General features: G+C 69.8%; 23 protein-coding genes. 7 read left to right on the top strand and 16 right to left on the bottom strand.

Going from position 1 to position 24,128, the window contains the following annotated elements; all coding sequences use genetic code 11:
* Positions 1-35 precede the first annotated feature (35 nt).
* Positions 36-866: a hypothetical protein gene (locus A5781_RS23505; protein WP_067212757.1), complete on the top strand. Its 831-nt coding sequence runs from the start codon at positions 36-38 to the stop codon at positions 864-866.
* An 80-nt stretch (positions 867-946) separates the two neighbouring features.
* On the opposite strand, the gene fbaA is transcribed toward A5781_RS23505, so the two are convergent.
* Positions 947-1,981, bottom strand: a complete 1,035-nt coding sequence (gene fbaA / locus A5781_RS23500; RefSeq protein WP_067212863.1) for a class II fructose-bisphosphate aldolase — start codon at positions 1,979-1,981, stop codon at positions 947-949.
* 58 nt (positions 1,982-2,039) lie between these two features.
* Here fbaA and A5781_RS23495 point away from each other — a divergent pair, with 58 nt between their 5' ends.
* Positions 2,040-2,747, top strand: coding sequence for a DedA family protein (locus A5781_RS23495; RefSeq protein WP_067212754.1), 708 nt, complete (start codon positions 2,040-2,042; stop codon positions 2,745-2,747).
* Here A5781_RS23495 and A5781_RS23490 read toward each other — a convergent pair.
* Positions 2,706-4,655 (bottom strand): acetoacetate--CoA ligase, encoded by a 1,950-nt coding sequence (locus A5781_RS23490; protein WP_067212751.1) that lies wholly within the window; start codon positions 4,653-4,655, stop codon positions 2,706-2,708. The genes A5781_RS23495 and A5781_RS23490 overlap by 42 nt on opposite strands.
* Positions 4,652-5,773 (bottom strand): glycoside hydrolase family 76 protein, encoded by a 1,122-nt coding sequence (locus A5781_RS23485; protein ID WP_067212748.1) that lies wholly within the window; start codon positions 5,771-5,773, stop codon positions 4,652-4,654. Before A5781_RS23485 ends, A5781_RS23490 begins: the two co-directional genes overlap by 4 nt.
* Positions 5,774-5,800: 27 nt before the next feature.
* Between A5781_RS23485 and A5781_RS23480 the strand changes: the two genes are divergently transcribed.
* Together A5781_RS23480 and eutC are read left to right on the top strand one after the other, a co-directional pair.
* On the top strand, positions 5,801-7,207 hold the full coding sequence (locus A5781_RS23480) for an ethanolamine ammonia-lyase subunit EutB (RefSeq protein ID WP_067212744.1): 1,407 nt from the start codon (positions 5,801-5,803) through the stop codon (positions 7,205-7,207).
* On the top strand, positions 7,207-7,977 hold the full coding sequence (gene eutC / locus A5781_RS23475; protein WP_067212741.1) for an ethanolamine ammonia-lyase subunit EutC: 771 nt from the start codon (positions 7,207-7,209) through the stop codon (positions 7,975-7,977). Before A5781_RS23480 ends, eutC begins: the two co-directional genes overlap by 1 nt.
* On the opposite strand, the gene A5781_RS23470 is transcribed toward eutC, so the two are convergent.
* The 8 genes from A5781_RS23470 to clpB form a co-directional block, all read right to left on the bottom strand.
* Entirely contained in the window at positions 7,974-8,621 is a 648-nt protein-coding gene (locus tag A5781_RS23470) for an SRPBCC family protein (RefSeq protein ID WP_067212738.1), read from the bottom strand. The two genes, eutC and A5781_RS23470, sit on opposite strands and share 4 nt — an antisense overlap.
* Before the next feature lie 56 nt (positions 8,622-8,677).
* A complete protein-coding gene (locus tag A5781_RS23465; protein ID WP_067212734.1) occupies positions 8,678-9,820 on the bottom strand; it encodes an XdhC family protein in 1,143 nt (380 codons plus the stop codon).
* A 130-nt stretch (positions 9,821-9,950) separates the two neighbouring features.
* Complete coding sequence (locus A5781_RS23460; protein ID WP_067212860.1) at positions 9,951-10,595, bottom strand: RNA methyltransferase; 645 nt, start codon at positions 10,593-10,595, stop codon at positions 9,951-9,953.
* Positions 10,592-11,500: a hypothetical protein gene (locus tag A5781_RS23455; RefSeq protein ID WP_067212731.1), complete on the bottom strand. Its 909-nt coding sequence runs from the start codon at positions 11,498-11,500 to the stop codon at positions 10,592-10,594. The genes A5781_RS23460 and A5781_RS23455 overlap by 4 nt, the downstream gene beginning before the upstream one ends.
* Before the next feature lies 1 nt (position 11,501).
* Positions 11,502-12,044, bottom strand: a complete 543-nt coding sequence (gene pyrE, locus A5781_RS23450) for an orotate phosphoribosyltransferase (RefSeq protein WP_067212857.1) — start codon at positions 12,042-12,044, stop codon at positions 11,502-11,504.
* Complete coding sequence (locus A5781_RS23445; RefSeq protein WP_067212854.1) at positions 12,031-12,804, bottom strand: SDR family oxidoreductase; 774 nt, start codon at positions 12,802-12,804, stop codon at positions 12,031-12,033. Before A5781_RS23445 ends, pyrE begins: the two co-directional genes overlap by 14 nt.
* 54 nt (positions 12,805-12,858) lie before the next feature.
* Positions 12,859-13,719, bottom strand: coding sequence for a trehalose monomycolate transport factor TtfA (gene ttfA / locus A5781_RS23440; protein ID WP_067212728.1), 861 nt, complete (start codon positions 13,717-13,719; stop codon positions 12,859-12,861).
* A 158-nt stretch (positions 13,720-13,877) separates the two neighbouring features.
* Complete coding sequence (gene clpB / locus A5781_RS23435; protein ID WP_067212725.1) at positions 13,878-16,424, bottom strand: ATP-dependent chaperone ClpB; 2,547 nt, start codon at positions 16,422-16,424, stop codon at positions 13,878-13,880.
* 125 nt (positions 16,425-16,549) lie between these two features.
* Here clpB and A5781_RS23430 point away from each other — a divergent pair, with 125 nt between their 5' ends.
* Positions 16,550-16,975, top strand: a complete 426-nt coding sequence (locus A5781_RS23430) for a DUF3060 domain-containing protein (RefSeq protein ID WP_082939488.1) — start codon at positions 16,550-16,552, stop codon at positions 16,973-16,975.
* Between the two features lie 5 nt (positions 16,976-16,980).
* On the opposite strand, the gene A5781_RS23425 is transcribed toward A5781_RS23430, so the two are convergent.
* Positions 16,981-17,634, bottom strand: coding sequence for a TetR family transcriptional regulator (locus A5781_RS23425; protein ID WP_082939487.1), 654 nt, complete (start codon positions 17,632-17,634; stop codon positions 16,981-16,983).
* A 69-nt stretch (positions 17,635-17,703) separates the two neighbouring features.
* On the opposite strand from A5781_RS23425, the gene A5781_RS23420 reads away from it, so the two are divergent.
* Both A5781_RS23420 and A5781_RS23415 read left to right on the top strand, forming a co-directional pair.
* Positions 17,704-18,876, top strand: a complete 1,173-nt coding sequence (locus tag A5781_RS23420) for an FAD-binding oxidoreductase (RefSeq protein WP_067212715.1) — start codon at positions 17,704-17,706, stop codon at positions 18,874-18,876.
* 2 nt (positions 18,877-18,878) lie between these two features.
* On the top strand, positions 18,879-19,781 hold the full coding sequence (locus tag A5781_RS23415) for an aldose 1-epimerase (protein ID WP_067212711.1): 903 nt from the start codon (positions 18,879-18,881) through the stop codon (positions 19,779-19,781).
* Here the strand turns inward: A5781_RS23415 and A5781_RS23410 are convergent, their stop codons facing one another.
* From A5781_RS23410 to dnaK, 4 genes are read right to left on the bottom strand one after another with little or no spacing between them, the layout of a single operon-like run.
* Positions 19,782-20,168, bottom strand: a complete 387-nt coding sequence (locus A5781_RS23410; protein WP_066947611.1) for a heat shock protein transcriptional repressor HspR — start codon at positions 20,166-20,168, stop codon at positions 19,782-19,784. It abuts the gene before it with no gap.
* On the bottom strand, positions 20,168-21,346 hold the full coding sequence (gene dnaJ / locus A5781_RS23405) for a molecular chaperone DnaJ (RefSeq protein ID WP_067212708.1): 1,179 nt from the start codon (positions 21,344-21,346) through the stop codon (positions 20,168-20,170). The genes A5781_RS23410 and dnaJ overlap by 1 nt, the downstream gene beginning before the upstream one ends.
* Before the next feature lie 53 nt (positions 21,347-21,399).
* Positions 21,400-22,032: a nucleotide exchange factor GrpE gene (grpE, locus tag A5781_RS23400; RefSeq protein ID WP_067212704.1), complete on the bottom strand. Its 633-nt coding sequence runs from the start codon at positions 22,030-22,032 to the stop codon at positions 21,400-21,402.
* Positions 22,029-23,888 (bottom strand): molecular chaperone DnaK, encoded by a 1,860-nt coding sequence (gene dnaK / locus A5781_RS23395; RefSeq protein ID WP_067212701.1) that lies wholly within the window; start codon positions 23,886-23,888, stop codon positions 22,029-22,031. The genes grpE and dnaK overlap by 4 nt, the downstream gene beginning before the upstream one ends.
* Between the last annotated feature and the right edge of the window lie 240 nt (positions 23,889-24,128).

Below are 24,128 nucleotides of genomic sequence, written 5' to 3'. Positions count from 1 at the left end.
ACTACCCCACCCGATAGCGGAGGACAGCCGTACTCATGCCCCAGCCACCCGAGCCCGACCGCGGCGGCGCGCCGCATCCGCCTGGGCACGAATGGGCCGCGCAATCAGGCGAGGACGCGACCGAGAGCGTCCCGCTGGTACCCAGCGACTCCGAGACCGAGACGGTGGTGATCAAGCCCGATTCCGTCGGCGATCCGAAGGATCCCGAGCAGGAAGCGGAGGGCCAGCAGCGCGAACGCCGTTTCACCGCGCCCGGATTCGACGCGCGAGAGACCACGGTGATCGCCACCACCCCGGAGCCCGCCACCGAAGTGTTCTCGACACCTCCGGAAGGCCAGACAGCACAGTTCGGTCAGCCCGCCAAACCGGCTGTGCCGCAATCGATCCCACCCCGGCTAGGGGGAAAGCTCCGCACGTCCCGGCAGTTCAACTGGGGCTGGGTGCTGGCGCTGGTCCTGATCGTGCTGGCGCTGGCCGCCATCGCGATCCTGGGCACGGTGCTGCTCACCCGCGGCAAACACACGAAGGTGTCGCAGGAAGACCGGGTTCGGACCACGATCCAGGGCTTCGACACCGCGATTCAAAAGGGCGACCTGACCACGCTGCGCACCATCACCTGCGGCACCACCCGCGACGGGTACGCGGACTACGACGAGCATTCGTGGGACGAGACCTACCGCCGGGTCTCGGCGGCCAAGCAGTATCCGGTGATCGCCAGCATCGACCAGGTGGTGGTCAACGGCCAGCACGCCGAAGCCAACGTCACCACGTTCATGGCGTACGACCCCTCGCTGCGGTCGACCCGCAGCCTGGACCTGCAGTACCGCGACGAGCAGTGGAAGATCTGCCAGTCCCCGAGCGGCTAGGTCACCCGCGAGCGCCGAACGTGTAACCACGGCGAATTTCGGGCCGGAATTTCGCCATGAGTGCACGCTCGGCGAAGCCGCTAGCCGCCCACGGACTTTCCGGCGCAGTGCAGGTCGGCGCAGGCCTCCACCACGCGCTCGGTCATCGAGGCCTCGCCCTTCTTCAGGTAGCTGCGGGGGTCGTAGACCTTCTTGGCGCCCACCTCGCCGTCGACCTTCAGCACGCCGTCGTAGTTGCTGAACATGTGGCCGGCGATCGGGCGGGTGAACGCGTACTGGGTGTCGGTGTCGACATTCATCTTCACCACGCCGTAGCGCAGCGACTCCTCGATCTCGGACTTGAGCGAGCCCGACCCGCCGTGAAAGACGAAGTCGAACGGCTTGGCGCCGTCGGGCAACCCGAGCTTGGCGGCGGCCACCTGCTGCCCCTGGGCCAAAATGTCGGGGCGCAGCTTGACGTTGCCCGGCTTGTAGACGCCGTGCACGTTGCCGAACGTCGCGGCCAGCAGGTACTTGCCGTGCTCGCCGTGGCCCAGGGCCTCGATGGTCTTCTCGAAGTCCTCCGGCGTGGTGTACAGCTTGTCGTTGATCTCGTGGGCGACGCCGTCTTCCTCGCCGCCCACCACTCCGATCTCGATCTCCAGGATGATCTTGGCGGCCGCGGCCTGCTTGAGCAGTTCCTGCGCGATGACCAGGTTCTCGTCGATCGGCACGGCCGAGCCGTCCCACATGTGCGACTGAAACAGCGGGTCCTGACCCGCGGCCACCCGCCGGGCCGAGATCGCCAGCAGCGGCCGCACGTAGCTGTCCAGCTTGTCCTTGGGGCAGTGGTCGGTGTGCAGCGCCACGTTGATCGGGTACTTGGCCGCGACGACGCGGGTGAACTCGGCCAGCGCCACCGCACCGGTCACCATGTCCTTGACCCCCAGGCCGGAGGCGAATTCCGCACCGCCGGTGGAGAACTGGATGATGCCGTCACTGCCGGCGTCAGCGAAGCCCTTGATCGCGGCGTTGACCGTCTCGGAGGAGGTGCAATTGATGGCCGGGAAGGCGTACGAGTTCTCCTTGGCACGTCCCAGCATCTCGGCGTAGACCTCGGGGGTGGCGATGGGCATGGGCTCCTCCTGGCGACTGGGCCCATCCAGTATCGCAACACCGGTATGTTGAAGCATCGTGAGCACCACCGTGACGGCCCTGCCGCACATCTTCGACCCGATGTACTGGTTGGGCGCCGACGGAGTCTTCGGATCCGCGGTGCTGCCTGGCATCCTGGTCATCGTCTTCATCGAGACCGGCCTGCTGTTTCCACTGCTGCCCGGCGAATCGCTGTTGTTCACCGGTGGGCTGTTGGCCTCGCACCCGAACCCACCGGCCAGCATCTGGGTGCTGGCCCCGGCCGTCGCCCTGGTGGCGATCCTGGGCGATCAGACCGGCTATTTCATCGGCCGGCGGATCGGCCCGGCGCTGTTCAAGAAGGAAGACTCCCGGTTCTTCAAGAAGCATTACGTGACCGAGTCGCACGCCTTCTTCGAGAAATACGGGCCGTGGGCGATCATCCTGGCGCGGTTCGCGCCGTTCGTGCGGACGTTCGTCCCGCCGGTCGCCGGGGTGTCCTACATGCGCTACCCGGTATTCCTGGGCTTCGACATCGTCGGCGGCATCCTGTGGGGCGGCGGCGTGACGCTGGCGGGCTACTTCCTGGGCAACGTGCCGTTCGTGCACCACAACCTGCAGAAGATCCTGCTGGCGATCCTGGTGATCTCGCTGATGCCGGCGTTCATTGCGGCCGTGCGGAGCTACCGGGCCCGCCGGCGGGGGGCGGCCGGCGGGGAGCCCGACTCAGGACACCCGACTCCTGCGGTACGCAACGAAAGCGTCTAGCAGTTCCGGTCGGTCGATCGAGCTCTGCTGCACGGCCTCGCCCGGCGCGGCGCCCAGCAGGATCCGCTTGATCGGGATTTCGAGCCGTTTGCCGGTCAGCGTCCGCGGTATGCCGGGGACCGCGAGGATGTCGTCGGGCACGTGGCGCGGGGAGGCATGCTGACGAATGGCAGCCACGATCCGCGACCGCAGCCCGTCGTCGAGTTCGGCGCCGTCGGCCAGGGTCACGAACAGCGGCATCCAGTACCCGCCGTCGTCCTGCTCGACCCCGACCACCAGGCAGTCACCCACCTCAGGCATGCCCTCCACCGCCGTGTAGATCTCCGCGCTGCCCATCCGCACGCCCAACCGGTTCAGGGTGGCGTCTGAACGACCGTGCACCACAACGGATCCCCGATCGGTGATGGTGATCCAGTCGCCGTGACACCACACCCCCGGATACTTCTCGAAGTAGGCGGCCCGGTACCGGCTGCCGTCGTCGTCGTTCCAGAAGAACACCGGCATCGAGGGCATCGGCTCGGTGATCACCAGCTCGCCCTCTTCACCGATGACCGGATGGTTTGGCCCGACCCAGGATTCGATGGCCGCACCCAGGCAGATGCACGACAGCTCACCGGCCACCACCGGCAGGATCGCGCAGCCGCCGATGAAGGCGGTGCAGACGTCGGTGCCGCCGCTCATCGAGATCACCGGCACCGACCGGCCGAGTCCCTCTTGGATCCAACGGAATCCGGACGCGGGCAGCGGTGAACCGGTGGAACCCACCGCGCGCAACCCGTCCAGCGGGTACGTCGCCCCCGGCTTGAGCTCCTTCTTGGCGCAGGCCAGCAGGTAACCCGCCCCGGCGCCGAGCACGTTGACTTGCGCCTCGGCGGCGACCCGCCAGAGGCCGTCGGTGCCCAAATGCGTTGGGCTGCCGTCGTAGAGCACGATGGTGGTGTCGGCCAGCAGCCCGGACAGCTGCAGGTTCCACATCATCCAGCTCGTCGAGGAGTACCACAGGAAGCGCTCGCCGGCGTGCAGCTCCAGTTGCAGGCTCAGGTACTTCAGGTGCTCGAGCACCACGCCGCCGTGACCGTGCACGATGCCCTTCGGCTTGCCGGTGGTGCCGGACGAGAACATCACCCACAGCGGGTGCGCGAACGGCACGGGTGTGATGTCCAGCTCGGCATCCGATTCCACCGCCGTCGCCCACGCGACGCTGTCGCCGTCGGCCGCGAGCCCCAGCCGCGGCACCACCACGGTGGCCCGCAGGCTGGGCATCGCCGCCCGGATCGTGTCCAGCTCCGCGCGCCGGTCGATGCGCTTGCCGTCGTACACCGACCCGTCGGTGGCCACCAGCACCGCCGGCTCGACCTGGCCCAGGCGCGCTATCACGCCGTCGACGGCCACGTCCTGGTTGCACACCGCCCAGCTCGCGCCCACGGCGGCAGCGGCCAGGGCGGCGACGGCGGCCTCGGCGACGTTGGGCAGGTAGCCGACGACGGCGTCCCCGGGGCGCACCCCGAGGCCGCGCAGGTAGGCGGCGAACGCGCCGGTCTCCCGCCGCAGCCGCGCCCACGACCACTCGCGCGCGCCGTCCTCGCCGACGACGATCATGGCGGGCCGCTCGTCGGTGGCGTGCCGGAAGATCTCGGTGGCGTAGTTGAGCGTGGCGCCGGGGAACCACTCGGCGCCGGGCATGGCACGGTTGCCCAGCACCGCGCGGGGCGGGCTGTCCGCCTCAATGTCGAAGTACTGCCAGACGGCGTCCCAGAACCACTCGATGTCCTCGACGGACTTGCGCTGCAGAGCGTGGTAGTCGCCGTAGTGGCCGCGGCCCGTCTCGGCGAGCCACGCCATGAAGTGGGTGAGGTTTGCCTGGGCCAGCGAGGCTTCGTCGGGAATCCAGCTGCCAGGCTCGGTCACGTCGCACTCCCTGCGGTCACGGCGGTGACGTTACATGCGGCCTCCATCAGCATCCACCCCGACAGCTGCACCGACAGGTCCCGTTCGGCCACGTCGGAACTGTTCACCGCGCCGTCGACGAACTGCGCCTCCCCGGCGGCCTGGCTGGGCAGCTGCGCGTCGCGGTCCCAGAACGGGCCGAACAGCGGCAGCCCGTCCACCGTTTGGCGGTAATCCCACGCCGACTTCGCGCTGGCCAGCACGATCCGCCGGGCGGTGTCGCGGGCCGCGGCGTCGTCGGCCGACTCACCCGGCAGGGTGGTGGCGACCAGCGCGAGGTAGCGCGCGGTGACGCCGGAGAACAGGCCGCCGTCCCCGCCGCCAGCGCCGGCCAGCACGCCCGTCGGCGCCATGTGTTCGGCGACGGCCGCGACCAGCCGGTGCACCCGGGGCGCGTGCCGATCGTCATGGGTGCGTGCCGCGAGTTCGGTTTCCAGGCCGAGCACCACGCCCTGGCAATAGGTGTACTGGGCGCGGACCAGGGAGCCGGCCTTGATGCCGTCGAACACCAGGTGCGTCTCCGGGTCGATCAGGGTCTCGTCGATCCAGTCGGCCATCTGCTGGGCGCGCCGCATCCGGTCGGAGTAGCGGGCCAGGAAGATCCCCGCCGGGCCGTTGGCCGGGGCGTTGAAGAACTGGTCCTGCTTGCGCCATGGGATGCCGCCGCCGTCCTCGGGCACCCACGCGTCGAGGAATTGCTCGGCCAGCTTGGGTAGGGCGCGGTGGCGCTCGACGCCCGCGATCCGGGCGGCGCGTTCCAGCGCCAGCGCCAGCCAGGCCATGTCGTCGTAGTAGCTGTTGGTCCAGCGAAAGTTGTTGCGCAGCCGGTGCGAGCGGACCTGCCGGTTGATCTTGGTGCGCCGTTCGGGTTGCGGGTCGCGCAGCTGCGCGTCGACCAGGCAATCCAGCAGGTGCGCCTGCCACCAGTAGTGCCAGGTGCCGAACATCCGGTCGCGCCGGGTCGGCGGCCAGGCCACCACGCCCAGCTGAGTCCCGGGCAGGCCCCACAGCCGTTTCTGGTGTCGTTGCGCGACAGCGGCTTCGGAGCTGGCCGCCCGGTTGGCCCATAGCTGATCCATACCGCCGATCCTGCCTCATACTGAAATATGCGCTACCGGCAAACCATTTCGGGGACCACGCACGCCTTCGAGGGCCTGGTCGACGTGATGGCGAAGGCGACGCCGTTGCGCTCCGGCGACCAGCTCGCGGGTTGCGCCGCCGGCTCCGACGCCGAACGGGCGGCGGCCGCGTGGGTGCTGGCCGACATACCGCTGGCGACGTTCCTGACCGATGTGGTCGTGCCGTATGAGACCGACGAGGTCACCCGGCTCATCATCGACGGCCACGACCCCGAGGCGTTCGGCCCGATCGCGGACTTGACCGTGGGCGCCTTCCGCGACTGGCTGCTGGATGCGGCGTCCCGTGACGACGGCGCGGCGCGGATCGCCGCGGTCTCCCCCGGGCTGACACCGGAAATGGTTGCCGCGGTGTCGAAGATCATGCGCAACCAGGACCTGATCCTGGTGGCCGCCGCGGCGACGGCCACCGCGGCCTTCCGAACCACGATCGGTTTGCCGGGCACGCTCGCGACCAGGTTGCAGCCCAACCACCCCACCGACGACCCCCGCGGCATCGCGGCGGCGCTGCTCGACGGCCTGCTGATGGGCTGCGGTGACGCGGTGATCGGCATCAACCCGGCGACCGACTCGCCGCACGCGGCGTCGGAGCTGCTGCACCTGCTCGACGACATTCGCCAGCGGTTCGCGATCCCCGTCCAATCCTGCGTGCTGTGCCACGTCACGACCACGATGGAGCTGATCGACCGGGGCGCGCCCGTCGACCTGGTTTTCCAGTCGATCGCGGGCACCGAGGGCGCCAATTCCTCGTTCGGGACCTCCATCGGCATGCTGATGGAGGCCAACGAGGCCGCCCGGTCGCTGCGCCGCGGCACCGTCGGCGACAACGTCATGTATCTGGAGACGGGGCAGGGTGCGGCCCTGTCGGCCGGTGCCCACCTGGGTGTGGGTGACAGGCCGGTCGATCAGCAGACGCTGGAGGCGCGGGCCTACGGTGTGGCCCGGGCACTGCAGCCACTGTTGATCGACACCGTCGTCGGATTCATCGGGCCCGAGTACCTCTACGACGGCAAGCAGATCATCCGCGCCGGGCTCGAAGACAACTTCTGCGGGAAACTGCTCGGCCTGCCGATGGGCGTCGACGTCTGCTACACCAACCACGCCGAGGCCGACCAGGACGACATGGACACGCTGCTGACCTTGCTCGGCGCGGCGGGCACCGCGTTCGTCATCACGGTTCCCGGCGCCGACGACGTCATGCTCGGCTATCAAAGCCTGTCCTTTCACGATGTGCTGTACGTGCGAAAAGCGTTGGGGCTGCGGCCCGCACCCGAATTCGAAGCATGGTTGGCCAGCTTGGGCATGGTCGACGCCGACGGCCGGATCCTGCCCGTCGACCTCGCGACGTCGCCGCTGCGGGCGCTGGCAGCCGGCTGATGGAAGACATCTGGGCACCCCTGCGCGCCACCACGCAGGCGCGCATCGGGCTCGGGCGGGCGGGCAACTCGTTGCCGACCCGGCGCGTCCTGGAATTTCAGGCGGCGCACGCCGCGGCGCGCGACGCCGTGCACGAGCCACTCGACGTCGAGGGCCTCATCGCGCGGTTGCGCGACGTCGGCATCGACGAGCCGCTGCGGGTGTGCAGCCTGGCGGCCTCGCGCGGCGAGTACCTGCGCCGGCCCGACCTCGGCCGCAGCCCGGCCGACCTGTCGGGTCTGCGAAAGACCAACGCGGACATCGGTTTTGTCCTCGCCGACGGGCTCTCACCGCGCGCCCTGACCGACCACGCGGCGGGTATGGTCGACGCGCTGGTCCGCGAATTCGACGGCCGCTACCGGATTGCGCCGCCCGTCATCGCGACCCAGGCGCGCGTCGCGCTCGGCGACCACATCGGTCAAGCCCTGGGCGTCGCAACGGTTCTCGTGCTCATCGGTGAGCGCCCGGGCCTGTCGGTCGCCGACAGCCTGGGCATCTACTTGACGCATCGGCCGAAGCCGGGGCTCACCGACGCCGACCGGAACTGCATCTCCAACATCCACCCGCCCGACGGCCTCGACTACCCGACGGCCGCGGCGGTCGCCGCCGCGCTGGTGGCCGGGGCCCGCAAACTCGGCCGCTCGGGCGTCGCCCTCAAAGACACGACGCGATCAGCAACCGGCCTCGCCCAGTCGGCGGCCGCGCCGGCAGAAATAGATCGGCCGTCCTAACGCCGGCGGCCGAGCATCCAACCCAGCACCAGCGCGGCGAGCACGGCCAGCACCAGCGGGGCGTACTTCTTGAGCTGGTCGCCGCCGGCGAGCTCGAGCAGGTCGATCGGTGCGGGCTCCGCGGCGGGGGCCGCGTGTCGCGGCTCGGGGACGGGTCCGACCTGCGCCGGGCCCTCCGGCGTGGCCGGCGCCGCCACACTCTGCGCGGCCAGTTCGGCTTCGAGCGATTCCACGAACTGGCCCAGCAGCTTCTCCGACACCTGCTGCAGCATGCCGCTGCCGAACTGGGCCAGCTTGCCCGCGATCTTGAGGTCGGTGTCGACGGTGACGCCGGTGCGCTCGCCGTCCTCGTAGAGCTGGGCGGTGACCGTGGCGGCCGCGTTGCCCGTCCCCCGCGTCTCCTTGCCCTTGGCGTCGATGACCGCCCGGTACTGGCCGCGGTCGTGCTCGACGAAACGCACCTTGCCGCTGAACTCGCTGGTGACCGGCCCGACCTTCACCTTGACCTTGCCGAGGTAGTCGTCGGCCTCGTGACCGGTCAGCGCCGCCCCGGGCATCAGCGGGATCACCTGCTCGAGGTCGCTCAGCACGTCCCAGGCCCGGTCGATGGGGGCGCTGACGGTGAACCGGTTGGCGATCTTCATGCGGGGTCCTCTCGTGGGCGGCGGCGACGGCGTCGAGCACTAGCCTACGGACGACACTACGGAAGTAGAGTGGGGTCCCCGGCGTCGTGGTGGATGCGCCCGGCGATCTGGGCCAGCGGGCGACCCCCGCCGCCCCAGCGCTTGGCGATGATGTCGGCGGCGATCGAGACCGCGGTCTCCTCCGGGGTGCGCGCGCCGAGGTCCAGCCCGATGGGGCTCGAGAGCCGGCCCAGCTCGGCGTCGGTCAGGCCGGCGGCTTTGAGCCGGTTCAGGCGGTCGTCGTGGGTGCGTCGCGACCCCATCGCCCCGACGTAGCCGACCTGGGGCAGGCGCAGCGCGGCTTCGAGCACCGGCACGTCGAACTTGGGGTCGTGGGTGAGCACGCAGATCACCGTGTGGCAGTCGACGGCGCCCGCCTCGGCCTGGGCGGTCAGATAGCGGTGGGGCCAGTCGACGACGACGTCGTCGGCCGTCGGGAAGCGCGCCCGGGTGGCGAACACCGGGCGGGCGTCGCACACGGTGACGCTGTAGCCGAGGAACGAACCCTGCCGCGCCAGCGCGGCCGCGAAGTCGATCGCGCCGAACACCAGCATGCGCGGCGGCGGCGCATAGCTGGCCACGAAGACCTCCATGCCGTCGCCGAGCCGCTGCCCGTCGGGCCCGTACTTGAGGACCTCGCTGCGCCCCAGCGCGAGCAGGCCGCGCGCGTCGTCGGCGACGGCGGCGTCGGCACGGGGCGAACCCAGCGATCCCGCCATCCCGTCGGGCCGGATGACCACCCGCCGGCCCACCCAGGACGGGTCCGGGTGCGCGATCACGGTCGCGGTCGCCACCGCGCGGCGCTCGGCGATGTCGTCGGCCACCGCGTCGAGTTCGGGAAACGACGCGCGCGAAACCGGCTCGACGAAGACGTCGATGACGCCGCCGCACGTCAGGCCGACCGCGAAGGCGTCGTCGTCGCTGACGCCGTAGCGTTCCAGCCGCGCGGCCCCGGTTTTCGTCGCCTCGGTCGCGAGCTCGTACACCGCGCCCTCCACGCAACCACCCGACACCGACCCGGTGACCGAGCCGTCCGGCGCCACCACCATCGCGGCCCCCGGCGGACGCGGCGCGGACCGGAAGGTGCGCACCACCGTCCCCAGCCCCGCGGTGTCGCCGGCGCGCCAGATCGACATCAGCTCGGCAAGCACGTCACGCACTCGTCCAACGTAGGCGGACGGCCATGACCCGGCTTGACTTCGGGTGTGAATCGTCGGCGTTGAGTGTGCGCGGAGGGCGGCGACACGCCGAGAATGCCCGCCCTGAGCGCACACTCGACGCGGACGGCCGCTACCAGGCCCGGGACAGGTCCGCGTGCTGTCGAATCCAGGCGTGCATCGCGATCCCGGCGGCCACGCCGGCGTTGATGCTGCGGGTCGAGCCGAACTGGGCGATCGACACCGTCGTGGCCGCGCCCGCCCGGATGTCGTCGGTGATGCCCGGCCCCTCCTGACCGAACACCAGCAGGCACTCCCGCGGCAGCGCGGCCTCCTCCAGACGGGCCGCCCCCGGCACGTTGTCCACCGCGACCACCGTCAGCCCGGCCCGCACCGCGAAGTCCAGCAGTTCGGCGGTGCTGTCGTGGTGGCACAGCCGCTGGTAGCGGTCGGTCACCATGGCGCCGCGGCGATTCCAGCGCCGCCGGCCCACGATGTGCACGGTGTGCACCGCGAAGGAGTTGGCGGTGCGCACCACCGAGCCGATGTTGGCGTCGTACCCGAAGTTCTCGATCGCCACGTGCAGCGGGTGCCGCCGCCCGTCGATGTCGGCGATGATCGCCTCCCGCGTCCAGTACCGATACGCGTCGACGACGTTGCGAGTGTCGCCCTCGCGCAACAGGACTGGGTCATACCGCGGGTCGTCGGGCGGCTCGCCCGCCCAGGGCCCGACCCCGCCGGCCGGTGCGCCCCACTCGGTCGGCCCCGGATCGGTCATCGCGGTGTCCACACAGCGGCGTGGGTGCCGTCGACGGCCACCGTCGCGTAGAGCAGCGCCTCGTTGATCTCGCCCTGGGTGCACAGCGACGCGCTGACGTGCACCGCGTCCAGCGAGGCGTCGGGCAGGATGAGCACCGACGACCCGTACGCCGCGCATGCCGGGTTCAGTCCGGCGCCGGGCAGGGTCGGCGACGCGAGCAGCATGAGCGGCCCTCCGCGTTTGGCCGAGTCGTCGCGGTACCGGGCCGCCAGCCCGTCGGCCTCCAGGCCCAGCAGCATGTAGCCGTTCCCGTTGAACGCCGCGGGGTCGCCGAGCTGCGCCTTGGTCACCGGGGCGCCGTCGGCGCGCCAGGCCGACAGGCTGGTGGTCTTGACCGCCAGGCCGGTGTCGTTGGCGTTGGTGGGCATCAGCCCCACCGGGAAGGCGGCCGGGTAGGCCGCCGAGGTGTTCGGGATCCGGTCGCGCGGCGAGTAGCTGTACACACCGCGGACCTGACTCCGATCCTTGAGTGGCCCAAGGCAAACCGTGCCGGTCAGCCGGTCACCGGGCGCCGACAGCGGCGAGTGGACGTCGGGCAGTTTGGCCGTCCCGCGGTCGCAGCTGCCCAGGCCGGTCGACTCGATCGGATGCGACAGCGCGCCGTAGAGGCCGAACCTGAGGTCCTCGGCTTTGGCGCGCGGCGCGTGCGGGTCGGCCGCGGAGGCGTCGACGTCGATGAGCACGTAGTCGCCGTCCCAGCGCAGGTTCGACACCGCCAGGTTCCAGCCCAGCAGCGAAAGCGACTCCCCGAGCCGCGCGCCCTGGGCGCCGTACGGGCGAACCGGGTGGCTGGACCCCGAGCAGCCCGTCAGCAGGGCCAGCGCGCAGGCCGCTACCGCGAGGAGGTGCGCACGGCGATGCAACCTAGCCCAGCCCCAGATCGGCAAGGCCCAGCACGCTGCGGTACGGCAGGCCCTCGGCCTGGATGGCCTCGGCGGCGCCGGTCGAGCGGTCCACGACCGTGGCCACGCCGACCACGTGTCCGCCGGCCTCTTGGACGGCGCGCACCGCCGTCAGCGCCGACGCGCCCGTCGTGCTGGTGTCCTCCACGACCAGCACCCGCTTACCGGCGACCTCGGATCCTTCGATAAGGCGTTGCAGCCCATGGGTTTTCGCGGACTTGCGCACCACGAACGCGTCGATCGGGCGGCCCGGCGCGTGCATGACGGCAGTGGCGACCGGGTCGGCGCCCAGAGTCAGCCCGCCGACCACGTCGTAGTCCCAGTCGTGGGTGAGGTCGCGCATCAGCGTGCCGATCAGGGCGGAGGCCCGGTGGTGCAGGGTCGCGCGGCGCAGGTCGACGTAGTAGTCGGCCTCCTTGCCGGACGACAGCGTCACCTTGCCGTGCACCACCGACAGCCGGCGCACCAGGTCGGCCAGCTCCGCGCGCAGGTCAGGTCCGGCCACGGCCACCGCCGATTCGCTTGGTCACGGCCCGCATCAGGGTCCGAGGAATCATCCGCTCCGCGGCGATGATCGCCTTGTATTGCAGGCCGGGGATACTGATCACCTTGCCGCGGGCGATGTCGGCCAGGCTCTGGTTCACCACGTCGTCCACCTCGAGCCACATGAACGACGGCGACTTGGCCATGTCGATCCCGGCCCGGGCGTGAAATTCCGTGCGCACGTAGCCCGGACACACGGCGTGCACTCCCACGCCGGTGCCCTGCAGGCCTACGGACAGGCCCTCGCTGAACGAGATCACCCACGCCTTGGACGCCGAGTAGGTCGATCCGCGTCCCGGCACCAGGCCGGCGACGCTGGCGATGTTGATGACGGTGCCGGCGCCCGCGTCGAGCATGGCCGGCAGGGCCGCGCGGGTGAGGTGCATGACCGCGGTGACGTTGACGTCGAGCTGCGATTGCAGCAGCGCGGGGTCGGTGGCCCAGAAATCGCCGGAGGTGCCGAAGCCCGCGTTGTTCACCAGGACGCGGACGCCCTGGGCCAGGCGTTCGCAGACCTTGTCGCGACCGGCGGCCTCGGCCAGGTCGGCGGGCAGCACCTCGACGTTGCCGGCCCGGCCCTCCAGCTCGCGCGCCAGTTCGTGCAGCCGGTCGACATCGCGGGCGACCAGGACCAGGTCGTAGCCGTCGCTCGCATAGCGTCGCGCGAAGCCGGCGCCGATCCCGGACGTGGGCCCGGTGATCAGGGCGACAGGACGAGGCATGAGCGACATCCTAATGACGGCGGCCGCGCCGCCCACCCGGCGCCCGGCGCGCCGTCAGTGCTGATAGTTGGTGGCCTGGTGGCCGTTGCGCCCGGCCGGTGGCGGGCGGCGAACGGCGTCCGAGCCGCGCTGCTCCCGGCGGATCGGCTCGGCCGGCCGGCGAGCAGGAGCGTCACCCAGCAGCCCCGCGACGTCCTGCTGCGCGCGCCGGGGCGGCAGCTCCGCGCGGCCGGCGGGAGCCAGCGGGCGGCTCGGCGAAGCGTTACGCAGCCCCGCGGGCGCGCCCGCCTCCTGCTGGGTTTCCTCCGGCAGCGGCGGCAACACCCGCAGCAGGTCATTGAACTGCCGCACGGTGCGCAGGCCCTCGTCCCACTGGGTGCGGGTGCTGGTGATCGGCAGGGCGACCAGCGTCCAGTTCTGCTCATTCCACATGATCTCGGCGCAGTCCGGTGCGGTGTGCGCGAAGGTGACCATGCGGCGGTCGCAGGCGCGCCGGGCGGCGTCCAGGTTGGTGGAGTACACCATCCGCGGGCCGATCGCACCCAGCAGCCAAATGTCGCTCTCCCGTGGCTCTTTCAGTCCCTTGAGCCGCAGGTCCACCACGACGTTGGTGCCCACCTTGCGGTGCAGCGCGATCACGGTGGCAACTTCCTCGAGGTCGAAGATGTACACGGCCTCGCCGCGGATCTGGCCCAGCACCACATTCTCGGCGGCGATGTCGCCCACTGTCGAGACCACACCGCGCTTCCAGCGCTTGAGGATGTCGGCGGATTCACGCTCGTAGTCGAACCCGTGCGACCGCGCCCACGACCTGCGGCGCCTGCTGCGCCCGCGGCGTCGATCGAGGTCGACGTACAGCAACACCCCCGCGCCGACGAAGCACAGCGCGGACAGCGTGAACCAAAGGGGGACCATCCCACACAGGGTATCCGCATTTCCGCCGGAATAAAGAAGTCCGGCTGGTCACAACCCAATTACAGGACGTAAGACCCCGCGCGTGGGACGGTCCCCCTCGGCCGATGGTGTCGACCCGCTTCGCCCGGCTACGCCGCGCTCGCGATCGCCACTCCGCCTCAGCCCAGGATCAGCGAATCGCCGTCCGGGCTGACGTTCACCGGAACGGTGTCGCCGTCGTGCACGTCACCGGCCAGCAACAGCTTGGCCAGCTGGTCGCCGATGGCCTGCTGCACCAACCGGCGCAGCGGCCGGGCGCCGTAGACCGGGTCGAACCCGCGCTGGGCCAGCCACTGCTTGGCCGGCAGCGACACCTCCAGCGTGAGGCGGCGCTGCGCCAGCCGCTTCTGCAGCTGGGCCAGTTGGATGTCGACGATCGACACCAGCTCGCCGGGCTCGAGGCCGTGGAAGATGATCACGTCGTCGAGCCGGTTGATGAACTCCGGCTTGAACGCCGAGCGCACCGCGGCCATCACCTGCTCCTCGCTGCCGCCCGACCCGAGGTTGGACGTCAGGATCAGGATGGTGTTGCGGAAGTCGACCGTGCGGCCCTGCCCGTCGGTGAGCCGGCCCTCGTCGAGCACCTGCAGCAGCACGTCGAACACGTCCGGGTGCGCCTTCTCGATCTCGTCGAACAGGATCACCGTGTACGGCCGCCGCCGCACCGCCTCCGTCAGCTGACCGCCCTGGTCGTAGCCGATGTAGCCCGGGGGCGCACCGACGAGGCGGGCGACCGAGTGCTTCTCGCCGTACTCACTCATGTCGATGCGGACCATCGCGCGTTCGTCGTCGAACAGGAACTCCGCCAGCGCCTTGGCCAGCTCGGTCTTACCGACACCGGTCGGCCCGAGGAACATGAACGAACCGGTCGGCCGGTTGGGGTCGGCGACGCCGGCCCGGCTGCGGCGCACGGCGTCGGAAACCGCCGTCACCGCCCGCTTCTGGCCGATGACCCGCTTGCCCAGCTCGTCCTCCATCCGCAGCAGCTTGGCGGTCTCGCCTTCGAGCATCCGCCCGGCGGGAATGCCGGTCCACGCCGACACCACGTCGGCGATGTCGTCGGGTCCGACCTCCTCCTTGAGCATCACGTTCTCGCGGGCCTCGGCGTGCGGCAGTGCGGCGTCGAGCTTCTTCTCGAGCTCGGGGATGCGCCCGTAGCGCAGCTCGGCGGCCTTGGCCAGGTCGCCGTCGCGCTCGGCCCGCTCGGACTCCCCGCGCAGGACGTCGAGTTGCTCCTTGAGTTCCCGGACGACATCGATCGCGCTCTTCTCGTTCTGCCAGCGGGTGGTCAGCTCGGCCAGCTTCTCCTTCTGGTCGGCCAGCTCGGAGCGCAGCTTCTCCAGCCGCTCCTTGGACGCGTCGTCCTCCTCCTTGGCCAGCGCCATCTCCTCGATCTCGAGGCGGCGCACCAGCCGCTCGACCTCGTCGATCTCGACGGGCCGCGAGTCGATCTCCATCTTCAAGCGCGAAGCGGCCTCGTCGACCAGGTCGATGGCCTTGTCCGGCAGGAAGCGGGCGGTGATGTAGCGGTCGGACAGCGTGGCCGCGGCGACCAGGGCCGAGTCGGTGATGCGCACACCGTGGTGCACCTCGTAGCGGTCCTTGAGCCCGCGCAGGATGCCGACGGTGTCCTCCACCGACGGCTCGCCGACCAGCACCTGCTGGAAGCGCCGCTCCAGCGCCGCGTCCTTCTCGATGTACTTGCGGTACTCGTCGAGCGTGGTGGCGCCGACCAGCCGCAACTCGCCGCGGGCCAGCATCGGCTTGATCATGTTGCCGGCGTCCATCGCGCCCTCGCCGGTCGCGCCGGCCCCGACGATCGTGTGCAGCTCGTCGATGAAGGTAATGATCTGCCCGGCGGAGTTCTTGATGTCGTCGAGGACGGCCTTCAGCCGCTCCTCGAACTCGCCGCGGTACTTGGCGCCGGCCACCATCGAGCCCATGTCCAGGCTGATGACGGTCTTGTCGCGCAGGCTCTCGGGCACGTCGCCTGCCACGATCCGCTGGGCCAGGCCCTCCACGATCGCGGTCTTGCCGACGCCGGGCTCACCGATCAGCACCGGGTTGTTCTTGGTGCGCCGCGACAGCACCTGCACGACGCGGCGGATCTCGTTGTCCCGTCCGATGACCGGGTCGAGCTTGCCTTCGCGGGCGCGGGCGGTCAGGTCGGTCGAGTACTTCTCCAGCGCCTGATAGGTGGCCTCGGGCTCGGGGCTGGTGACGCGGGCGCTGCCGCGGACCTTGACGAAGCCGTCGCGCAGGGCCTGCGGCGACGCGCCGTGGCCGGTCAGCAGCTTGGCGACGTCGGAGTCACCGGTGGCCAGACCGACCAGCAGGTGCTCGGTCGAGACGTACTCGTCGTCCATCTCGGTGGCCAGTTGCTGGGCGGTGGTGATGGCGGCCAGCGATTCGCGCGACAGTTGGGGCTGCGAGCTGGCGCCGCTGGTCTGCGGCAGCCGTTCGACCAGGTGCTCGGCCTCGGTACGAATGGTCGCGGGCTGGACGCCGACAGCCTCCAACAGCGGTCCCGCGATGCCGTCGGCCTGCGTGAGCAGGGCCATCAGCAGGTGCGCGGGGCGGATCTCGGGGTTACCGGCGGCCGAGGCCGCCTGGAGCGCCGAGGTCAGAGCCGCCTGCGTCTTGGTTGTCGGGTTGAAAGAGTCCACGACGCCTCCGTTCGCGTAAGTAGGGAAAATGCTTGTCGCGTTGTTCAACGCCGTCAAGGTTGAGTGTGTTCCGCTCAACTCTAACGAGTTTTGGGCAATATGGCGCGCGGGGTACCCACCTGGCGATGACGCAGACCGAACCACACCAGGATCGGGCGGACGCGGGCCGCGTCCGCGGCGCCCTCAGGCTGGCCATCGTGGTCGGCGGGCTGTCGCTGGCGGGACTCGCCTTAGCCGGGTTCCGCACCGACCTCGGCGGCGCCGGACCGTCGGCGACCGTCCCGGAGTCGGGCACGTTGCAGGTCAACGGAGCCGGCACATCGAAGACCATCCGCTGCCAGGGCGGCTACCTCTCAGTCAGCGGCCAGACCAACACCGTCATCGTCACCGGACACTGCACCAGCGTCAGCGTCTCCGGCCACGGCAACCGCGTCGCGGTCGACAGCACCGACGCGGTGAGCACCTCCGGGACCGGCAACGCGGTCACCTTCCACTGGGGCTCACCGAACGTCGTCAACACCGGGGCGACCAACACCGTCAAACAGGGCTGAGCCGGTCACGGGCGATAGCCGGCCGGCAGGTCCAGCTCGTCCGCATCCGCGGTCAGATAGCGCTGCACGCTGGGCCCGATCAGCGCGACCACCTCGTCGGTGCCGAGATCGGCCAGCGGGCCCACCTTCATCACATAGCGGAACAACGCGGTGCCGACCAGGTTGGTCCCGGCCAGGTTGGCCCGCAGCAAGGTGTCCGGACCCTCGCCCAGGACGCCGGAGATGGCCGCCATCACGTAACCGCGCATGAAATCGCGGAAGGCTTCGTGCGCGTCGGAATTCAGCATCGCCGAGTGCAGCATGGCGACCATGGTCGGACCGGTCTCCGGCTCGTCCCAGATCTGCAGGTAGGCCCGCACCAACCGGGCGCCGATGTCCCCGCGCGAGCCGCCGGTCATCGCGGCGACCAGCACGCCGCCATCCAGGACCAGCCGCATCGACTCGCGGAACAGCTCGGCCTTGGACCCGAACAGGTACAGCACCATCGCGGCGTCCACGTGGGCGTCCTCGCCGATCTCACGCAGCGTCGTCTTCTCGTAGCCCTGGGCGGCGAACCGCTGCTTGGCCGCGCGGAGCACCACGTCCTTCGACACGGGCTCGCCCTGGCGGCGACCCCTGCGTCTTCGCGCATCGGATGGGAAAGCAGCAGGTGACGGCATACGACGAAGGTATCATTTCATTAACTGGTGAAAATATCTCGGCGCGCGGCGAGCCTAGAATCGGGCCCCGTGGGGCTCGAGGACACCGACGCGTTGCGGGTACTGCGCGACGCCTTCGCGCAGGAGGAGTCGGGCCCCGGCAACGAACTCGTCCGCCGGTTCTACACCCATTGGTTCGGCCTGGACGTGTCGGTACGCGACCTGTTCCCACCCGAAATGGGCGGGCAGCGGACCGCTTTCGCCCACGCCCTGCACTGGGTGTACGGCGAACTCGTCGCCCAGCGCGCCCAGGAACCGGTCGCCTTCCTGGCTCAGCTCGGCCGGGACCACCGCAAATACGGTGTGCTGCCCCAGCATTACGACACGTTGCGTCGCGCGTTGTGGTCGACGTTGCGGACCCACCTCGGCGATGCCTGGACCGCCGCCGTCGACGAGGCGGCCGACCAGTCGCTCAACCTGATCATCGGGGTGATGCGCGGCGCCGCGGACGCCGAGGAGGGACCCGCCTGGTGGGACGGCACGGTCATCGAGCACATGCGGGTCTCCCGCGACCTTGCGGTGGTCCGGCTGCAGCTCGACCGCCCGATGGACTATCACGCCGGCCAGTACGTCAACGTCCACGTCCCGCAGTGCCCGCGCCGCTGGCGGTACCTGTCGCCCGCCATCCCGGCGGATCCCGGCGGTGGCATCGAATTCCACGTCCGCGTGGTGCCCGGCGGCTTGGTCAGCACCGCCATCGTCAACGAGACCCGGCCCGGCGACAGGTGGCGGCTGTCCAGTCCGCACGGCGGTATGCGGGTCGACCGGGACGGCGGCGACGTGCTGATGGTCGCCGGTAGCACCGGCCTGGCGCCGCTGCGGGCGCTGATCATGGACCTGAGCCGGTACGCGGTGAACCCGCGGGTGCACCTGTTCTTCGGCGCCCGCTATCGCTGCGAGCTCTACGACCTGCCCACCCTGTGGCAGGTGGCGTCCCACAATCCCTGGCTGTCGGTCTCGCCGGTGTCGGAGTACAGCGCCGATCCGGCGTGGGCCGCCGACTATCCTGACGTCACCCCGCCGCGCGGCCTGCACGTGCGGCAGACCGGCCGGCTTCCCGACGTGGTGACCAGATACGGCGGGTGGGGAGACCGGCAGATCCTGATCTGCGGCGGACCGTCGATGGTGCAGGCCACCAACGCCGCCCTGATCGCCAAAGGCGCTCCGCCGGAACATATTCAGCACGACCCACTGTGGAGGTAGGCATGCGCGTCGTCACCCTGCGCGACCCGGCGTCGCCGGTGGCCGCGGAGTTCGTGCCCGAGGCGGGCATGATCGGCACATCGCTGAGCGATGCCGGCGTGGAGCTGCTCGGGCAACGGCGCGGGCTGGACGCCTACGTGGCGGCGGGCAAGACGATGGGCATCCCGATCCTGTATCCCTGGGCGAATCGGTTGGGCGAGAACACCTATACCGCCGAAGGCGCGACGGCGACGCTGACACCGGGTGAAAACCGGGTCCGTGCCGATCCGAACGGGTTGCCGATCCACGGCGTGCTAGCCGCCTACCCGGGCTGGCGGGTGACCGCCGAGTCGGCAAACGAGTTGACCGCCGAGTTGGATTTCGCCGCCGATCCAGAATTGCTGGCCAGCTTCCCGTATCCGCATGTGCTGACGATGGCGGTGCGGCTGGCCGAGCGGACGCTGACGGTGCGCACCACGGTGACCGCCAACGGCGCCCGCGCCGTCCCGCTGTGCTTCGGCTTTCACCCCTACCTGCAGATCCCCGACGCGCCACGCGCCGAGTGGGTGATCGAGACGCCGCCGCTGCGGCATCTGCGGCTCGACGACCTCGGGCTGCCCACCGGCGAATCCGAGCCCCACGCGGCGCTCGCGGAGCCATTGGGGGACAAGGCTTTTGACGACGCCTACGACCAGGTGCCCGACGGCGCGGTGTTCGCGGTCTCGGGTGGCGGGCGGCGCGTGGAGGTCCACTTCGAGCGCGGGTATCCCGCGACGCAGATCTTCGCGCCCACCGGGGACGACCCCGCGAAACGAATCGTGTGCTTCGAGCCGATGACCGCGCCGACCGACGCGCTGCGCCGCGGCGGCTATCGCTGCGCGCGGGCGGGTGAGCCTGCGGTCACCCAGTTTTCGATCCGGGTCTGATCAGCCGCGTGTTCTGCGCGGCTGCCACACCACCACGGCGGTGCTCTTGGGCACCACCGCCAGATCGCGGCGCTGGCCGGCGCGCAGCTGTGCCAGCTCCTCGGTGAGTTCCTGCACGCGCGCCTGCAGCGCCTCGACGTGATTGGTCAGTTCGATGATGCGCTTGATGCCGGCGAGGTTGACCCCCTCGTCCTGGGACAGCCGCTGCACCTCGCGCAGGAGGTTGACGTCGTGCTCCGAATAACGCCGTCCCCCACCGGAAGTGCGTTGCGGGCTGACCAGGCCGAGGCGATCGTAGGTACGCAGGGTCTGGGCGTGCATGCCGGCCAGCTCGGCGGCGACCGAGATCAGGAACGTCCGAGACTCGTCTCGTGAATTCTTGGCCATCAGCGATTACCTGCCCATCCCGCGCGTGGGTCAAACCCGCTGGCACGCTCGGCGGCCGCGTACGCCTCCAGCGCCTCGGCCGCGGCGCCCTCCACGTTCGGCGGCACGGCGACCTTCACGGTGACGAGCAGGTCCCCGTTGCCGCCGCTGCGCTTGGGGACACCGCGCCCGCGCACCCGCAGGATGCGGCCGTCGGAGGTCCCCTTGGGTACCCGGACGCCCACCTTGCCGTCCAGCGTGGGCACCGAAATCGTTGAGCCCAAGGCTAATTCGGTGAAGCTCACCGGGACGGTCACGGTGAGGTCATCACCGTCGCGGCCAAATACCTTGTCCGGCCGCACATGTACGGTCACGTACAGGTCGCCCGACGGGGCCCCGCGCAGCCCGGCCTCGCCCTGCCCCGGCAGCCTGATGCGCTGCCCGTCCTCGACGCCGGGCGGGATGCGCACGTTGATGGTGCGGGTGCGGGTGGTGACCCCGGTGCCCTTGCACTCGTCACAGGGGTGCTCGATGATCGAGCCGCTGCCCCGGCAATCGGTGCAGGGTTCGGAGAAGCCGAACGCGCCTTGGTTGCGGTTGATCACGCCGGAACCGTTGCAGGTGGGGCACACCTTTGGGCTGGTGCCCGGACGTGCGCCGCTGCCATGGCAATTCGTGCACGGCGCCGGGCTGGTCAGCCGCAGCGGCATTGCCACGCCCTTGGCGGCCTCGACGAAATCCAGCTGCGTCTCGGTCTCCAAATCGTTGCCGCGGCGCGGCCGGCTGGGACGGGCGCTGGCGCCGCGCCCGAACAAGCCGCCGAACAGGTCACCGATGTTGGCGCCACCGCTTCGGCCGGCGGCGTCGAACAAGTCGTTGAGGTTGAACTCGGCGCCGTCACCGCCAGCACCGAAGCCGCCGAAACCACCGGTGTCGAACCGGCGGCCGCCGAATCCGCCGCCCGCGAACAGGCGGCGGGTTTCGTCGTACTCTTTGCGCTTCGCCGGATCCGACAACACGTTGTGCGCTTCCGACACCGCCTTGAATCGCTCGCCGGCGGCGGGATTGTCGGGGTTGGCGTCCGGATGCAGGTCGCGCGCCAGCTTCCGGTAAGCGCGTTTGATCTCTTCGGGACTGGCGTCAGAGGAGACGCCCAGCTCCTTATAGAAGTCCTTTTCGACCCATTCTCGCTGGGCCATGTCGCGTCACCCCCTTCCACCTTTCTGTTCTGTTGTTGTGCTGATTCTGTGGTCTATTCACCGGATGCGCCGGGGTTATCGTCCGATTCGGACGGCCCGGCCGCCGCGGCGCCCTCGTCCGGCACCGTGTCGACGACACCGACCAGAGCGTGCCGCAGGACCTGCTCGCCTAGCTTGTAACCCTGCCGCATGACCGTGCCGATCACCGGCTTGGAGCCGTCGCCGCCGTCGCCCTCGTGCTGCACGGCTTCGTGCAACACCGGGTCGAAGTCCTCGCCTTCCTCGCCGAACGCCACCAGACCGAGTCCGGTCAGGGCACCGTCCAGCTTGTCGGCCACCGACTTCAGCGGGCCGGACTCCAGGTCGCCGTGCTTGCGCGCCCGCTCGAGATCATCGAGCACGCCCAGCAATTGGCTGACGACGGCGGCCTTGGCTCGGTCCGCCGCGGACTGCTGGTCGCGCAGCGCGCGCTTGCGGTAGTTGGCGAAGTCGGCCTGAACCCGTTGCAGGTCGCCCAGCAATTCGGCGGCCTTGCCGGCCTCCTCGGGGCTCTCGCCCGCAAACTCCGCGGAGGACGTGCCCCCTCCCGGCTCTCGGCCGGGAGGGGCCTGCCGCACCTCACCCGTTTCGGGGTCGATCCGCCGCTTGTCGGTGACCGTCACCGGTTCCTGATCTCCGTCCGTCACTTGGACTCCCGGTCATCGTCGACCACCTCCGCGTCCACGACGTCGTCAGCCGAGCCCGACGGTCCGCCTGCTGCACCGGCCTCCGCGCCGCCCGCGGCCTGGGTGGCCTCGTAGATCGCCTGTCCGAGCGCCTGGGACTCCTGGCCCAGCTTCTCCATCGCCGCCTTGATCGCGGCAATGTCGGTGCCGCCCAGGGCCGTCTTGGCCTCGGCGATGGCGCCGTCGACCTTGGACAGCGTCTCCTCGGGAACCTTCGACCCGCCCTCGGCTTCGCGCTGGTCCTTGACGAACTTCTCCGTCTGGTAGACCAGCGATTCGGCCTGGTTGCGAACGTCGGCCTCCTCGCGACGCTGGCGGTCCTCCTCGGCGTGCGCCTCGGCGTCCTTGATCATCCGGTCGATCTCCTCCTTGGACAGGCCGGAGCCCTCCTGGATCTTGATCGTGTTCTCCTTGCCGGTGCCCTTGTCCTTGGCCGTGACGTGCACGATGCCGTTGGCGTCGATGTCGAAGGTGACCTCGATCTGCGGGACGCCGCGCGGAGCCGGCGGGATGCCGGTCAGCTCGAAGGAGCCGAGCAGCTTGTTGTGCGAAGCGATTTCGCGCTCACCCTGGTAGACCTGGATCTGCACCGACGGCTGGTTGTCGTCGGCCGTGGTGAAGGTCTCCGACCGCTTGGTGGGGATCGTGGTGTTGCGCTCGATGAGCTTGGTCATCACGCCACCCTTGGTCTCGATGCCCAGGCTCAGCGGCGTAACGTCAAGCAGCAGAACATCTTTCACCTCGCCCTTCAGCACACCCGCTTGAAGGGCCGCTCCCACCGCTACAACTTCGTCGGGGTTGACGCCCTTGTTGGGCTCCTTGCCACCGGTCATCTCCTTGACCAGCTCGGACACCGCGGGCATGCGGGTGGAACCACCCACCAGCACCACGTGGTCGATCTCGGAGACCGAGATGCCGGCGTCCTTGATCACCGACTGGAACGGCTGACGGGTGCGGTCCAGCAGATCCTGTGTGATGCGCTGGAATTCGGCACGGGTCAGCTGCTCGTCGAGGAACAGCGGGTTCTTGTCCGCGTCGACGGTGATGTAGGGCAGGTTGATCGAGGTGCTCTGCGAACTCGAGAGCTCGATCTTGGCCTTCTCGGCGGCCTCACGCAGCCGCTGCATCGCCATCTTGTCCTTGGTCAGGTCGATGCCGCTGGTGCCCTTGAACTTGTCGACCAGCCATTCGACGACCCGGTCGTCCCAGTCGTCCCCACCGAGGTGGTTGTCACCGCTGGTGGCGCGGACCTCGACGACGCCCTCGCCGATCTCGAGCAGCGAGACGTCGAAGGTGCCGCCGCCGAGGTCGAAGACCAGGATGGTCTGTTCCTTCTCGCCCTTGTCCAGGCCGTAGGCCAGCGCGGCCGCGGTGGGCTCGTTGACGATGCGCAGCACGTTCAGGCCGGCGATCTGGCCGGCTTCCTTGGTCGCCTGGCGCTGGGCGTCGTTGAAGTACGCCGGCACGGTGATGACGGCGTCGGTGATGTCCTCACCGAGGTACGCCTCCGCGTCGCGCTTCAACTTCATCAGCACACGCGCGCTGATCTCTTGCGCGGTGTATTTCTTGTCGTCGATCTCGATGGACCAGTCGGTGCCCATGTGCCGCTTGACCGAACGGATGGTGCGGTCGACGTTCGTCACCGCCTGGTTCTTGGCGGGCTGGCCGACGAGCACCTCGCCGTTGCGCGCGAACGCGACGATGGACGGGGTCGTCCGTGAGCCCTCGGAGTTGGCGACGACGACGGGGTCACCGCCCTCGAGAACTGCGACGACGGAGTTGGTGGTCCCGAGGTCGATACCGACCGCACGAGCCATAGTGATTCCTCCTGATTGAGTAGAGCCTTCTTGGTGCCACTATGCTGAGTGAACCTCGCTCAAGACTGCTCTTGGCGACACCGTGGTGTCAACCCAGCATTGAGTCTGGTTCGCTCAACTTGTCGATCATGCTAACGGCGCTTGCCGCCGTCTTGTTCCCGGGGCGCCGAAAGAGTGCGCCGCGACGGCGTTGGCCGTGCCCCCGCGGCGGAAACCGCGGCAGCCGCTCAGCGAGCCCGC

The organism is Mycobacterium sp. 852002-30065_SCH5024008, assembly GCF_001665645.1.
Classification (GTDB): Bacteria; Actinomycetota; Actinomycetes; order Mycobacteriales; family Mycobacteriaceae; genus Mycobacterium; species Mycobacterium paraffinicum.
Note: the sequence above shows the minus strand (reverse complement) of the source record. Positions and strands in the feature narration are given on the sequence as shown.

What these genes read in the sequence shown, in the direction of transcription:
- A5781_RS23485 (WP_067212748.1), bottom strand. Translation starts at nt 5,773, where the DNA reads ATGGATCAGCTATGGGCCAACCGGGCGGCCAGCTCCGAAGCCGCTGTC.
- eutC (WP_067212741.1), top strand. Translation starts at nt 7,207, where the DNA reads ATGGAAGACATCTGGGCACCCCTGCGCGCCACCACGCAGGCGCGCATC.
- A5781_RS23445 (WP_067212854.1), bottom strand. Translation starts at nt 12,804, where the DNA reads ATGCCTCGTCCTGTCGCCCTGATCACCGGGCCCACGTCCGGGATCGGC.
- A5781_RS23425 (WP_082939487.1), bottom strand. Translation starts at nt 17,634, where the DNA reads ATGCCGTCACCTGCTGCTTTCCCATCCGATGCGCGAAGACGCAGGGGT.
- ttfA (WP_067212728.1), bottom strand. Translation starts at nt 13,719, where the DNA reads ATGGTCCCCCTTTGGTTCACGCTGTCCGCGCTGTGCTTCGTCGGCGCG.
- A5781_RS23460 (WP_067212860.1), bottom strand. Translation starts at nt 10,595, where the DNA reads ATGACCGATCCGGGGCCGACCGAGTGGGGCGCACCGGCCGGCGGGGTC.
- A5781_RS23410 (WP_066947611.1), bottom strand. Translation starts at nt 20,168, where the DNA reads ATGGCCAAGAATTCACGAGACGAGTCTCGGACGTTCCTGATCTCGGTC.
- dnaK (WP_067212701.1), bottom strand. Translation starts at nt 23,888, where the DNA reads ATGGCTCGTGCGGTCGGTATCGACCTCGGGACCACCAACTCCGTCGTC.
- A5781_RS23430 (WP_082939488.1), top strand. Translation starts at nt 16,550, where the DNA reads ATGACGCAGACCGAACCACACCAGGATCGGGCGGACGCGGGCCGCGTC.
- A5781_RS23470 (WP_067212738.1), bottom strand. Translation starts at nt 8,621, where the DNA reads ATGAAGATCGCCAACCGGTTCACCGTCAGCGCCCCCATCGACCGGGCC.
- A5781_RS23480 (WP_067212744.1), top strand. Translation starts at nt 5,801, where the DNA reads ATGCGCTACCGGCAAACCATTTCGGGGACCACGCACGCCTTCGAGGGC.
- dnaJ (WP_067212708.1), bottom strand. Translation starts at nt 21,346, where the DNA reads ATGGCCCAGCGAGAATGGGTCGAAAAGGACTTCTATAAGGAGCTGGGC.
- A5781_RS23505 (WP_067212757.1), top strand. Translation starts at nt 36, where the DNA reads ATGCCCCAGCCACCCGAGCCCGACCGCGGCGGCGCGCCGCATCCGCCT.
- fbaA (WP_067212863.1), bottom strand. Translation starts at nt 1,981, where the DNA reads ATGCCCATCGCCACCCCCGAGGTCTACGCCGAGATGCTGGGACGTGCC.
- A5781_RS23415 (WP_067212711.1), top strand. Translation starts at nt 18,879, where the DNA reads ATGCGCGTCGTCACCCTGCGCGACCCGGCGTCGCCGGTGGCCGCGGAG.